This is a genomic window from Staphylococcus sp. 11-B-312 (genome assembly GCF_016743055.1).
Taxonomy (GTDB): Bacteria; Bacillota; Bacilli; order Staphylococcales; family Staphylococcaceae; genus Staphylococcus; species Staphylococcus ureilyticus.
This window is the reverse complement of sequence record NZ_CP068241.1, coordinates 12,766-26,701: the sequence shown is the minus strand read 5'-3', so window position 1 is coordinate 26,701 and position 13,936 is coordinate 12,766. Positions and strand designations below refer to the sequence as shown.

The window sequence follows — 13,936 nt, the reverse complement described above, 5'->3', positions numbered from 1 at the left end:
TATTGTCCCCTAATCATGTTGTTGGAGGAAGTATCCAACACCACGGCGTGTCACTATATATTCTGGATGTGATGGATCGTCTTCAATTTTTTCACGTAAGCGACGAATCGTTACGTCTACTGTACGTACATCACCAAAATAGTCATAGCCCCAAACAGTTTGTAATAAATGTTCACGTGTCATAACTTGACCCATGTGTTTAGATAAATAATGGAACAGTTCGAATTCACGGTGTGTTAATTCAATATCTGTACCACGTTTTTTAATAGAATATGCATCTGGATAGATAACAATATCTTTTATTGTAATTTCATTAGATGCATCGTTCACTTCTTGTGCTGGTTGTGAATAATGACGACGTAAGTTTGCTTTGACACGCGCAATTAATTCACGCGTGCTAAATGGCTTCGTCACATAGTCATCGGCACCAAGTTCAAGACCCAACACTTTATCGATTTCTGAGTCTTTTGCGGTTAGCATAATAATTGGCATTTCATATTTTTTGCGTACTTCACGGCACACTTCCATGCCATCGCGACCAGGTAACATAATGTCTAATAAGACAATGTCTGGTTCTTCATCATATATTAAATCTACTGCGTCATTGCCATCATATGCACAGAATACTTCATAACCTTCTTTTTTTAAGTTGAACTCTAAAATATCAGCAATTGGTTTTTCGTCATCTACTACCACAACTTTTCTAGCCATATTTATAAACCTCATTTCTAAATTGTAGTACGTTTACATATTTTTCTACGCATTTCTCTATAATATAATTTACCATTTATAGCGTGCTAATTCTATTTTTCTAAACAAAAAAATAAATTGGTATATTGTAAAATTATAACATTTTTTACTATTAATAGGTTAATAATAGATATATTAAGCCTACACAACATGATATCACTGTGCGACTATATTGCCCATAGTCTATAAAAAAGTGATACATATCTCAGCAAGGTTCATGTTATTTTGACTAAGATTATTTTGAGATACCTTTGTCATATTTTGAACATGAGTCATCTATACTGGAAATGTATCACGTTTACAACGATACTTTTATGAACTGAGCTAATTTGCACTAACATGAATTATTTTAAAGTCTACATTTTAAATTGACCATTCACCTAGCATCAGTTCGTTATGCACACGAAGGCGCTCACTTTAAAATTCATGCATCCATAACTACTACCTTCAATTGAATTGAGTTTGAAATATGTAGCTTAGAAAATTGCACAAAAAAATGCCCATCCTATTGGATGGGCAATACGGTCTCGACGGGAATCGAACCCGCGATCTCCTGCGTGACAGGCAGGCGTGTTAACCGCTACACTACGAGACCTAAAAATGGTGACTCCTACGGGACTCGAACCCGTGTTACCGCCGTGAAAGGGCGGTGTCTTAACCGCTTGACCAAGGAGCCTCTCTTAAGCACAAGATAAATTATATCAACTCTCATTATGGTTGACAAGCTATTTTTTAAATTTATTTAGTATAATTTTCTATCATTAATGTATAAAGTAAGAAAATAATGCTCAACGCTGACAAATCAGTATTTTATCTGCTTTATAACTTATTTTTGAGCATCAATACTCTGTGATTTGCTCTATAATTATCTACTTTTTCATTTTTATTTCAAAACTCAAATAATAAATACAAAATCTTTTTTGTTTTAAATTTATTTTGCTAAAATTATAATTAGTATAAATAAGGAGGCACAATATTGGCAAAAATATTATTTGTAAATCCAGGTTCTGCTGGACATGTAAACCCAACAATTGCAGTTGTTAAAGAACTAGTCAATCGTGGCGAAGAAGTTGTTTACTACGCGAGCGATATATATAAAGATAAATTGAAAGATACTGGTGCTGAAATTAGAACGTTACCTACAGAAGCGATTATGACAGCTTTCACTGATCATGAAAATCATCATTTATTTAATGTGATCAATGGTTTATTAAAAACTGTAGATATCATTGTGCCACAAATTTTAAGAGAAACTGAAAATGAGCATTTTGATTATATGATTCATGATTCTATGTTTAGTTGCGGTTATATATTAGCGCAAAAATTAAATTTACCATCGATTTCATCAGTATCTTCATTTGCCCATACAAAAACATCTTTTGAAACATTCATTAATCATTTAACTTCGACTGTGAGCAAACAAGAAATTCAACATGCTGATGAAACATTTAACACTTTGAAAGCCCATGTTGAATCAACATATGATGTAACCATTCCTTCCCGTTTTGAAGTCATGAATAACCCGGGAAATATTAATATCGCTTATGTAATGAAAGGATTCCAAGTCGGTTATGACGCCTTTGACCCTGAATATTACAAATTTGTTGGTCCTTCCATACTCGAACCTAAAGATTCTGGCTTTATGGATCACATTGATACCACACGACCAGTCGTTTATATTTCTCTTGGAACGGTATTCAATCAAAATATTGAATTTTTCAATCTTTGCTTTGAAGCATTTGCAGATATCGATGCTTCATTTGTTGTATCAATCGGTCATGATAATCAACTTGAAGATTTCAATGCGATACCATCTAATTTTACTGTTGAACATGTTGTGCCACAAACAGAATTATTGCAACATACGACACTATTTTTAACACATGCTGGTATGAATAGTACGAATGAAGCAATGTTGATGGAAGTACCTATGTTAGCTTTTCCACAAAGCGCGGATCAACCTGTTGTGGCTCGCCAAATCGAAAAACTACTTGTTGGTCGTCAGTTACAACTAGAAAATATAACGTCTCATGATTTAAAACAAATCGTCTTAAACATGCTAGATGAAATACCAAGCTATCAACGTAATATCAGAAAAGTTAAATCTATACAATCTAGTAATAAAACAGGTTATCAGCTAGCAGTCGATCACATTCTAAACTTTCGTAATCAATATGTAACACATTCAACGATATAAATAAAAACACCTTGTAACGATGTCCATCTCAGGCTACATCAACAAGGTGTTTCTTTCATATTAACATTTTATTATTTTACATTTATAAATCCGTTAACATAGGTTAACGACTTACCATAATGATTTTAATAAGTTTGTTTGATTACGGTCTGGTCCTACAGAGAAGATTGAAATTTGAACGTCACACAACTCAGAAATACGTTCTAAGTATCTACGTGCATTGTCTGGTAACTCATCTAATGAGCGACAACTTGTAACATCTTCAGTCCAACCTGGTAACGTTTCAAAAATCGGTTTACAACGCTGTAAGTCATTTAAGTTCGCTGGATATTCAGTAATTTCTTTACCGTCTAATTCATAAGCTGTACAAATCTTCACTTCTTTTAGACCTGTTAAGACATCGATAGAGTTGATTGATAAATCGGTAATACCACTCGCACGACGAGAGTGACGTAATACAACTGAATCGAACCAACCTACACGACGTGGACGGCCTGTAGTTGTACCGTATTCACGGCCAACTTCACGGATGTGGTGTCCATCATCATCAAATAGTTCTGTTGGGAACGGGCCATCACCGACACGTGATGTATAAGCTTTACATACGCCAATAACTTTAGATACGTAAGTTGGACCAACGCCACCACCAACAGTTACGTTACCTGCAACTGGGTTACTTGACGTAACAAATGGATATGTTCCGTGGTCGATATCTAACATAACGCCTTGTGCACCTTCAAATAATACTTTTTCTTCAGCTACAAATGCATCATCCAATACTTTTGCAGTGTCCGTAACGAACTCTGCTAAACGTTGGCCTGCTGCGTAATAAGTTTCAAAGATTTCTTCAAATGAAGGACATGCTTTATCAAACATACCTTTAAAATATGCTGATTTGTATTCAATATTTTCTTTTAATAATTTTTCAAACGTTTCTTTGTCTAATAAATCTGCTACACGGATACCGATACGTTGTGCTTTATCTACATAAGCAGGACCGATACCTTTTTTCGTAGTACCAATTTTATTATCTCCACGGCGTTCTTCTTCATATTCATCTTGTTTTATGTGATAAGGTAAAATAACTTGAGCACGATTTGAAATACGTAAATTATCTGTAGAAATACCTCTTTCATTTAAACCGTCTAACTCTTTCAATAATGCGACTGGATCTATAACTACACCATTTCCAATAACTGCTAGTTTTTCTTTATAGAAAATACCAGATGGTACTAAGTGCAATTTATATGTTTCGCCACCAAATTTAATTGTATGACCTGCATTGTTACCACCTGAAAAACGTGCAATAACATCTGCTTGTTCTGCTAAAAAGTCTGTGATTTTACCTTTACCTTCGTCTCCCCATTGTGTCCCAACAACTACGATTGATGACATATGAGCACCTCCAAGTTTTTCTCAATTAACCATTAAGTATTCTACCAATACCACACTAATAATGCAAACAAAAATCGAACATTGATTTTTTACATTTTTTCAAATTTTGTTGAGTGTCCAAAAAAGCTATTGCACACCTTAAACATAGTGTCATCAAGGTTTTCAAACCGATATCCACTTTTTCGCAACACATACTTCATCAAAAACGAAAGAACTAAAAACAAACAAAAACCGTACAATTAATAAAAGTATTTAAAAATCGTACGGAAAAATAAATTTTATTCTTTTTTCTTAACCCATGTCTGCATGTGCATAATCAATATCTGTAAATTTGTTATACTGCTTCATAAAATGTAATTTAACAGTCCCTGTTGGGCCATTACGTTGCTTCGCTATTATAATTTCAATCTCACCATTATCATCATTTGTTTGTGGTTCAAAGCTCGTATCTCCATCATCATCGTCTTCATCTTCGCCACGATTATAGTAATCATCACGATATAAGAATGCGACGATGTCAGCATCTTGTTCGATTGATCCTGATTCACGAATATCACTCATCATTGGCCGTTTATCTTGACGTTGCTCTACGCCACGTGATAACTGACTTAATGCTATAACCGGACATTCCATTTCTCTGGCAATCGCCTTTAATGTACGAGAAATCTCGGATACTTCTTGTTGTCGGTTATCTGAGAATCTCGAACCACTACCTGAGATTAATTGCAGATAGTCAATGACTACCATGTCTAAACCGTGTTCTTGTTTTAAACGACGGCATTTTGAACGAATATCTGTAATTCTAATACCTGGTGTATCATCAATAAATATCTTTGTTCTAGATAATTTACCTACTGCTATGGTAAAGCGATTCCAGTCTTCTTCCGTCATCATACCCGTTCTCAAACGGTTAGAATCTACGTTGCCAGAGCTACAAATCATACGTGTTGCCAATTGGTCAGCACCCATTTCCAGTGAAAATATACCTACTGAGAAATGGTCTTCATGTGTAGCAACTTTTTGCGCAATATTAAGTGCGAAGGCAGTCTTACCTACTGACGGTCTGGCAGCCAGAATAATTAAATCGTTACGGTTAAAGCCCGCAGTCATCTGGTCTAAATCTCGATAACCAGTTGGAATACCAGGCGTTTGACCACTATTTTGATCAAGTAATTCTGCATTCTCATACACTTCTCCAAGCACATCTCTAATATCTTTGAATCCATCACTTTCACGTGTAGATGACAATTCTAATATTCGACGTTCTGCATCGTTCAATATTGTATCTAATTCTAATTCATCATTATAACCATCGTTAGCAATGCTATCAGCAGTTTGTATCAACTTACGTTTTGTTGCATGCTTAAATACGATATCTGTATAATATTGAATATTTCGAGTTGTCGGTACATTACTAGATAATTCTGCTAGATATTGTGGGCCACCCGCTTCATTTAGTCGTCCTTCATGTGACAGTTGATCCATAATTGTAACCACGTCAATATCTTTATTATCTTCGTTGAGGTTCATCATGGCTCTAAAGATGTGTTGATGCGCGCCTCTATAAAAGGACTCAGGAAGTAAGACTTCCTGAGTTCTGTTTATCAATTCCGGATCTATGATAATGGCACCTAAGACAGATTGTTCAGCCTCATTACTGTGGGGCATTTGATTTTGTTCATACATTCCATCCATTATGATTACACCTCATATCTCAATCCGTTTTTATTGTTCAACTGTGTGTACACGAATTGTACCTTCTACTTCTTTATCTAATTTAACTGGTACATTTGTGTAACCCAAGGCATGTATACCGTTTGGTAAATCCATTTTACGCTTGTCAATTTTAATATCGTGTTGTTGTTGTAGTGCTTGAGCGATTTGTTTAGTACTTACTGAACCAAATAATTTTCCCGCATCGCCTGTTTTAGCAGATACTTCAACTTCAATTTGACTCAATGTTTCTTTTAATTTTTTAGCATCTTCAATTTCTTGTTGGCGTTCCGCTTCTGCAGCTTCATTTTTCTTTTCAAGTTGTTTTAAATTACCTGGTGTAGCTTCTACTGCATAATTTTTCTTCAATAAGAAGTTGTTGGCATAGCCTACTGGTACATCCTTAACTTCGCCTTTTTTACCTTTACCTTTAACGTCTTGTGTGAATATTACTTTCATGAATTTTCACTCCTACTCATTTGTTCTGTTATAGCTTGTTGTAATTGTTCGATTGCTTCATCAACAGTGACATCTTTTAATTGTGTAGCTGCATTTGTTAAATGGCCACCGCCACCAAGTGCTTCCATTGTCAGCTGAACATTAACTGCACCGAGTGAGCGGGCAGACATACCGACTAAATTATCTTCTCTTCTAGCAACTACATACGAAGCTTCTACACCATCTAAACTTAACAGTTCATCCGCTGCTTGTGCAACTGTTACAGGATGATAGATTTTTTCGTTCGAACCATGTGCAATTGCGACACCGTTGTCTTGTAGTTTCACTGTTTGGATTAATTCAGTACGATTAATGTACGTATCTAAGTCATCTTTCAAGAAGTGCTGCGTTAATATTGTATCTGCACCATGTGCACGTAAATAACTTGCCGCATCAAATGTTCTTGAACCTGTACGCAATGTGAAATTACGTGTATCTACAATAATACCTGCAAACATAATTGTCGACTCTAAACGTGTTAATCGTTGTTCTGTTGGTTGATATTCTAGCAATTCAGTCACTAGTTCTGCAGTTGAACTTGCATATGGTTCCATATAAACCAATAGTGGACTAGAGATAAAGCTTTCACCACGTCTATGATGATCAATCACAACTTTACGATTAGCTTTGTTTAATATGTTTTCGTCAATAACCATTTCTGGTTTATGTGTATCTACAACTACTAAAGTTGTCTTAGACGTCATGACGTCCCATGCTTCGTCAGATGTAATAAAACGCTCTTTTAGTTCAGGCTTTTCATCGACTGCATTCATCACACGACGTAACGTCGGATCTATATCTGAATCATTCAACACAATGTAAGCATCCAAATTGTTCATCATAGCGAATCGTGAGACACCAATCGCTGCACCAATAGCATCTAAGTCAGGACGCGTATGTCCCATAATGATGACTTTGTCGCCTTCCATTAATATATCTTTTAGTGCGTGAGAAATCACACGTGCTCTAACACGTGTACGTTTCTCCATAGGGTCAGTCTTACCACCATAAAAACGCACATTTCCGTTCATATGCTTAATCGCAACTTGGTCGCCACCACGACCTAATGCTAAATCAAGTCCAGATTGAGATAATTCACCTAAATCGATTAAATTCTCTGAGCCTTCACCCACACCAATACTTAATGTCAATTGCGCACGGTAACCCACACTTTTTTCACGTAATTGACTCAGTATACTAAAATTAGATGCTTCAATTTCATTTAAAATACGTTGGTTTAAATAGGCAACAAATTGGTCTGAACTATAACGCTTGAAATAAATGTTATATTCAGTTGCCCATCTACTGATTACACGCGTGACCATAGAGTTAATCTCTGAACGTTGCGTATCATTCATATTTTGCGTGATCTCATCATAGTTATCTAAAAATAGTGTTGCAATAATTGGTTTAGATGCTTCATATAATTCTTGTGTATGTATTTCTTCTGTTATATCGAAGAAATACAATACATGTTCTTTTTCTGAATATCTCACGCGATAGTGATATTCATTTTCTTGAATTTCCACTTCTTGTGTTTTTTCTAACTGTTTTAATATATTAGGATATACCTCATTGACTGGATCAGAAATTACATTTCGATCTAGACGATCCGACATAAATTGGTTCATCCACTCTATGTTTTCGTTTTCATCTAAGATAATCATCCCAATAGGTAATCTTTTAATAGCAGTATTACTGCTTGCTGAGATTTTTCCACTCAGATTATCTACATAGTTATCCAATTTTTGTAAAGCTTGTCTTACCATTAGTACTGTCCCTACGATTATGATGAGTAATACAACAGTAGCTATACCTGCAATCAATTGATTAAAAATAAACCAAACGACGACAAGCGCTATTGCTGTGAGCACCATAATAATAAATGGTAAAATCAACGCTTTTTTAGTGGATTGACGGTTCATTTTTCCACCTCAAATCATTTTTTAATGATACGTTTTAAATTGATACATAAATCTACAAATCCCAGGAGACTCACAATATGTGTTAATGGCATTAAAATTGTCCCTATTACCATTAATATCACTGTAAGTGCTGGCGGCATTGATTTCGCTTTTCCGAAAAAGTGAATCACACTTAACCCCTGAATGTACATACATAATGATAACACAATTTCAAAGTTTAAGACGATCGTTTGAAACGCACTTGGTTGCGTTGAAAACATAACACAAATTAATACAATAATATACATCCATAAGACAGAACGCTTCATTTGCCAAGCATATAATGGTTTGAATATGGGTGTAGCGATTTTGAATTTACGCAAGATTGGAAAAGTGATAATTAAATTGATTAATATAAGTAGAAATACGCCAATGATTATATAACTTGGTAGTTGTACTGCTGATTGGCGGAAAGCCTCTTCAAACATTTGTTTATAATCTGCGTTGACTGAAGCGCTGGAAATTATTTGATACATCTGTTCTTTAATCGGTTTGATTAATGAAGCAGCACTCGATATTTTTTTTGATGCTTGTAACACCATAAATGCAATTAATGCAATAATACTAATAAAAGTCGTTGTTATATATAGTATACGTTCTTTTGATGTTCGTTCTTTTAATAATTGACCCACTACAAAACTTACTACGAACAAGAGGATCATGATACTTAACACGAATATATTACCTAATAACGTAGTTAGCACAACTGTAATGACTGCCGTTAAGCCAAAAGATTCTACAGATTTATGCCATAAAATAATACCTGGAATTGTTGCAAATAAACTCAACACGAGTCCAAGTATCGGTAATATATGTAAAGCTAAAGCAACTATAATTAACGTAATTACACTAAGTATAGTGGCTTTAGTATGTATTTTAGAAAACAAATTCGCCACTCCTATACAATTTTTGTCTATGTTTATTATTTTAACCTCTTTAAAACTTTTATACAATTATTGACAATCCTTTTTGTCAGAAGTTCAATATCGGGGCCAATATCTGAAAACGAACGCCTTTTTAAATTGCATTTCCGTCGTTGATTCCAACTTCAAATTTCATATTTTGCTCGCTATAAAAAAAGAAGACATCATAGGAAAACAGTTATTTTAACTTTCATAAAGGATAAAATAACTATCCCAGACGTCTTATCATACAAAATAAACTAAAATAAATCATATCGTTATTTTCTTTTGAACTTAGAAACTTTTAAAAAATGATATAAATTAGGTGCCCAATCATTAAAGTTCAATAAGAAACCATCATGTCCTACATTATCTGGCACAAAGCAATGCTTGTGATATTTAAATCGCGCACCTGTGGCATATACTAAATCGTCTGGATATAACAAATCATCCGTAAAGCCCATAGTCATAACCTTAGTATCCAGACGTCCAAACACTTCATCTACATCAGTACGATCTCTATCTATATCGTGGCTATCTAAGACGTCTAGCAGGCTTAAATAACTCAATGGATCAAAATGCTTTTTAAACTTGTTCCCCTGATGTTTCTGGTAGTTTACAACTTGATCAGGTGTAAATCGTCTATCATAACTTTTGGAGGAGCGATACGTTAAGAAACCAAGTTGCCTTGCTATGCTCATACCTTCACCATGATCTAATCGAATCGCCTGTCTCGCAATTTCATTAAATGCACGACTATATGAGGAAGTCTTATCAGTCGCAGCTAAAATTACTGCTTTATCTACTTCAAATTTATGATTATACAATAATTCCAGCGCTTGCATACCTCCTAAAGACCCACCGATTAAAATACTAATTCGATCAAACCCTAATGTTTGAATACCTAATTCGATTGCATTGACAATATCACGCAATGTTAAATGCTTAGGAAAATCAGCATCTGTAAATGGCGAACTGGAACCATACGGACTACCGATCACGTTAAATGTTAAAAATTGATAATCATGTATAGGCATGTATCCCCCATCTATAATCTCTCTCCACCAACCAGGATTGTCATCCGTACCATAGGTCAAATGATTACCAGTCAGTGCATGGCATACAAGCACAAGTGGCTGTCCTTCATATCCAACATGTTCATAACGTAATTTTAAATTTAAAATCGTTTCACCTGATTCAGTTGTAAATGGTCCCAATTCTAATGTATCAACCGTATAATTTGTCATCATTTACCTCCTACTTAGTAAAAAAACTTCTCACCTATTTATAATAAGTAAGAAGTTACAATACTTATTATTCGAGCGAATCGTTGGTATTAGCACCGTGCTTATTAAAGTCGGTTGCTGAAGCTTCATTGGGCCAAATCCCTCTGCTTCTCGAAATAAGATTTAATTTTAATTGTAAAAAGCTGTGCATAAATCAAATATCCATTTTAACAAGTATTTCATTAAAATTATCAAAATTTTCTAATTATTGCTATTTTAACGGATAATGGGAGTCACTTCAATAATATCTTTAAAATATCCATCTTAAAATTGCCATTATTAAAATACCACTGACAATCGTAATCGTTAAACTCCGTGTAATAATGGCAATGATTATTGTTGGAAGCATCGTCACTAAAAACGGCAAATTAACACTATAAACCATTGAGCCTTCATGTTGTTCTAGGACGCCGTCTACAATCAATGCAGTAAATAATGTGATGGGAATGAAAGAAAGCCACTTTACGACTGTCTCAGATAGTTTGATTTTTGTAATTAATATAAAAGGTATAATACGTGTCAACCACGTTACCACACCGCATAAAACAATAATTAATAACATATGTAAAGTCGTTGTCATTTATCGATCACCACCCCTAATCCCGCAGTAATTGTCGACGCTATGATGATTGCTACGTATGAAGGCATAAAGAAACTTAAAATAAGCATTAACAAAATTACACAAACAATTAATACTAAATATGTTTTAACTTGTGACTGCTTAATAGCATCGAATTGCGAAACAGCTAGGAATATAAACATTGCAGTAATAGCAAAATCTAACCCAAATGCATCGGGATTCGTTATGTACTTACCAAAAATAGCACCAACAACACTTGCAAATGTCCAAAATAAATATGCAGTGATATTTAATCCATGTAGCCAACGATCATTGATTTTTTCACCTTTTAGATGTGGTGTAATAGCGACACCAAATGTTTCATCTGTAATCAGAGAAGACATGGCTATACGATTCCAAAACCCATATCCTTTATAACTTGGTGCTAAGGTCATACTTAATAAAAACATCCTAGAATTCACAATAAATGTCGTTAAGACAATTGCAGAAATTGGAGTTCCAGCAATGACTAATGCACAAATAATGAATTGTGCTGCGCCTGCATAAATAAGTAAACATAATAAAATAATTTCAATTAAATTGAAACCTGAAGCCACTGCAACAATACCAAAGGAAAGACCAACACCAGCATAACCTAACAAAGTCGGTACACATTCTTTTACACCTTGCTTAAAAGTTAGATGTGTTGTCATCATGCCACCTCCCAAATATTTTATAAAAATAATAGAACTAGTTTAATACAAAGCAAAAGACATATTCAATATCTTTAGACTGAGGTATGTATGGCCTAAGACTTACCGGCGTCTAAAAACATTATTAAATTGGCATTTTATATTTCAGAATATTGTGTTATTATTTTAGACTCACCCCTTATCATTTGAATAAAATAAGTCATTTTACAAATTTAAAAAACTGAAAACTGAGATATTTAACACCTTCCCTCCCCTTTCTTTACTTTAAAAATATTAAGCCATTTAATAGATTAAAAGCCTTATAATTCATTATTCGTATAAAATGAGAGGTTGAGACATTCATTTATCTCAACCTCTACTTGCACTTCAGTATTAACTTGTAACCACTATTTTGAAAGTTTAATATTTAAACTATCTCAAATATCGCTGATGAATTCATTTAAACGAATTCTATTTTTCTTTAACTGGGTGTATCACTGTTTTACCACCCATATATGGTACTAATGCATCTGGAATAGTGACTGAACCATCTTCATTTTGATAGTTTTCTACGATTGCAGCAAATGTACGACCTACTGCTAAACCACTTCCATTCAATGTGTGCACTAATTCTGGTTTTGCTGCTTTCTCACGTTTAAAACGAATATTAGAACGACGTGCTTGGAAATCAGTAATATTTGAACAAGAGCTAATTTCTTTGTACTCATTATAGCTTGGTAACCATACTTCTAAGTCATACGTTTTGCTTGAGCCAAAGCCTATGTCACCTGTACATAAAATAACTCTACGATACGGTAAGCCTAACTCTTCTAAAATTGCTTCTGCATGTTCTGTCATTTCCTCTAACGCTTGCCAAGAATTTTCTGGTTTTTCAAAACGTACCATCTCTACTTTATCGAATTGATGTAATCGGATTAATCCTCTTGTATCTCTACCAGCTGAGCCCGCTTCACTACGATAACACGCTGATTGCGCAGTAAATTTAGCAGGTAAGACATCCGGACCAATAATTTCATTGCGATAATAATTTGTTAATGGTACTTCTGCTGTTGGAATTGTATATAATCCTTCTTTTTCAATTTTGAATAAATCTTCTTCAAATTTTGGTAATTGGCCAGTACCATACATTGAATCAGCATTTACTAATTGTGGTACCATCATTTCTGTGTAACCATGTTGCGTCGTATGTTTTGTAACCATATAATTCATTAATGCTCTTTCCAACTGTGCACCTTCGCCAGTTAAGAACACGAATCTTGCTCCTGCGACTTTTGCGCCTCGTTCAAAATTAGCCATTTGCAATGACTCTACTAGATCCCAATGTGCTTTTTCATCAAAATCAAATTTCCTTGGTGTGCCCCAACGCTTTAATTCGACATTATCTTCATCAGAATCGCCTTCAGGTACATCATCATGAATTGTATTTGGAATGCGAGATAATAAGTCTTCTAATTCTTTATCCACATCATTTAAATCATTGTCTAACAATTTGATGTCATCACCTAATTTTCTCATTTCTGCGATTACATCATCTGCATTTTCTTTATTGCGTTTTTTTTCAGCAATTTCACCGCTTACTTTGTTACGTTCAGCTTTCATTTCCTCAGCTTTACGAATTAATTCACGGCGTTTGTCATCAAGTGATAATACATCATCTACTACTTTTGTATCCATACCACGTTTTGCAACTTTGTCTTTTAAAAACTCTGGGTCATTACGAAATAGTTTAATGTCTAACATGTCACTTTCCATCCTTTCAATTTCTATTTTTTAAGAATAGAACACAAAAAAGACCACATCCCTGTACAAGGGACGTGGTCTTTACGCGTTGCCACCCTATTTAACAGTCAAAAGAGACTGCACTTTCACCAAAATAACGGTTAAACCCGATTGTTCTCATATAGTAGGTAGATTCACATTGACCCTGATTACTTGTTCTCACTAACCACAAGCTCTCTG

At 34.6% G+C, this 13,936-nt stretch carries 11 protein-coding genes, 2 tRNA genes, 1 riboswitch and 1 other annotated feature (1 of these 15 cut by a window edge); of the genes, 1 reads left to right on the top strand and 12 read right to left on the bottom strand.

What is annotated here, in order from left to right:
• Positions 1–9 precede the first annotated feature (9 nt).
• The 3 genes from yycF to JG554_RS00095 form a co-directional block, all read right to left on the bottom strand.
• Complete coding sequence (gene yycF / locus JG554_RS00105; protein WP_019468531.1) at positions 10–711, bottom strand: response regulator YycF; 702 nt, start codon at positions 709–711, stop codon at positions 10–12.
• A gap of 561 nt (positions 712–1,272) precedes the next feature.
• Positions 1,273–1,345: transfer RNA gene (locus JG554_RS00100), tRNA-Asp, on the bottom strand.
• A gap of 6 nt (positions 1,346–1,351) precedes the next feature.
• Positions 1,352–1,426, bottom strand: a tRNA-Glu gene (locus JG554_RS00095).
• A gap of 300 nt (positions 1,427–1,726) precedes the next feature.
• On the opposite strand from JG554_RS00095, the gene JG554_RS00090 reads away from it, so the two are divergent.
• Entirely contained in the window at positions 1,727–2,947 is a 1,221-nt protein-coding gene (locus JG554_RS00090) for a macrolide family glycosyltransferase (protein WP_070038549.1), read from the top strand.
• 111 nt (positions 2,948–3,058) lie between these two features.
• On the opposite strand, the gene JG554_RS00085 is transcribed toward JG554_RS00090, so the two are convergent.
• The 9 genes from JG554_RS00085 to serS all read right to left on the bottom strand — a co-directional run bounded on the left by JG554_RS00085 (position 3,059) and on the right by serS (position 13,717).
• Positions 3,059–4,342, bottom strand: a complete 1,284-nt coding sequence (locus JG554_RS00085; protein ID WP_070038546.1) for an adenylosuccinate synthase — start codon at positions 4,340–4,342, stop codon at positions 3,059–3,061.
• A gap of 291 nt (positions 4,343–4,633) precedes the next feature.
• Positions 4,634–6,037 (bottom strand): replicative DNA helicase, encoded by a 1,404-nt coding sequence (gene dnaB / locus JG554_RS00080; RefSeq protein WP_070038543.1) that lies wholly within the window; start codon positions 6,035–6,037, stop codon positions 4,634–4,636.
• Positions 6,038–6,067: 30 nt separating this feature from the next.
• Positions 6,068–6,514, bottom strand: a complete 447-nt coding sequence (rplI, locus tag JG554_RS00075; protein WP_046207185.1) for a 50S ribosomal protein L9 — start codon at positions 6,512–6,514, stop codon at positions 6,068–6,070.
• On the bottom strand, positions 6,511–8,478 hold the full coding sequence (locus tag JG554_RS00070; RefSeq protein WP_046207184.1) for a DHH family phosphoesterase: 1,968 nt from the start codon (positions 8,476–8,478) through the stop codon (positions 6,511–6,513). The genes rplI and JG554_RS00070 overlap by 4 nt, the downstream gene beginning before the upstream one ends.
• 14 nt (positions 8,479–8,492) lie before the next feature.
• Complete coding sequence (locus JG554_RS00065; RefSeq protein ID WP_182478086.1) at positions 8,493–9,419, bottom strand: DUF2232 domain-containing protein; 927 nt, start codon at positions 9,417–9,419, stop codon at positions 8,493–8,495.
• Between the two features lie 278 nt (positions 9,420–9,697).
• Positions 9,698–10,666: a homoserine O-acetyltransferase MetX gene (metX, locus tag JG554_RS00060; RefSeq protein WP_046207182.1), complete on the bottom strand. Its 969-nt coding sequence runs from the start codon at positions 10,664–10,666 to the stop codon at positions 9,698–9,700.
• A 61-nt stretch (positions 10,667–10,727) separates the two neighbouring features.
• Positions 10,728–10,828, bottom strand: a riboswitch (SAM riboswitch).
• 127 nt (positions 10,829–10,955) lie between these two features.
• Positions 10,956–11,285, bottom strand: a complete 330-nt coding sequence (locus JG554_RS00055; RefSeq protein WP_046207181.1) for an AzlD domain-containing protein — start codon at positions 11,283–11,285, stop codon at positions 10,956–10,958.
• A complete protein-coding gene (locus tag JG554_RS00050; RefSeq protein WP_046207180.1) occupies positions 11,282–11,977 on the bottom strand; it encodes an AzlC family ABC transporter permease in 696 nt (231 codons plus the stop codon). The genes JG554_RS00055 and JG554_RS00050 overlap by 4 nt, the downstream gene beginning before the upstream one ends.
• 450 nt (positions 11,978–12,427) lie before the next feature.
• Positions 12,428–13,717: a serine--tRNA ligase gene (serS, locus tag JG554_RS00045; RefSeq protein WP_070038537.1), complete on the bottom strand. Its 1,290-nt coding sequence runs from the start codon at positions 13,715–13,717 to the stop codon at positions 12,428–12,430.
• A gap of 65 nt (positions 13,718–13,782) precedes the next feature.
• Positions 13,783–13,936 (bottom strand) — a binding site (T-box leader) (it continues 37 nt past the right edge of the window).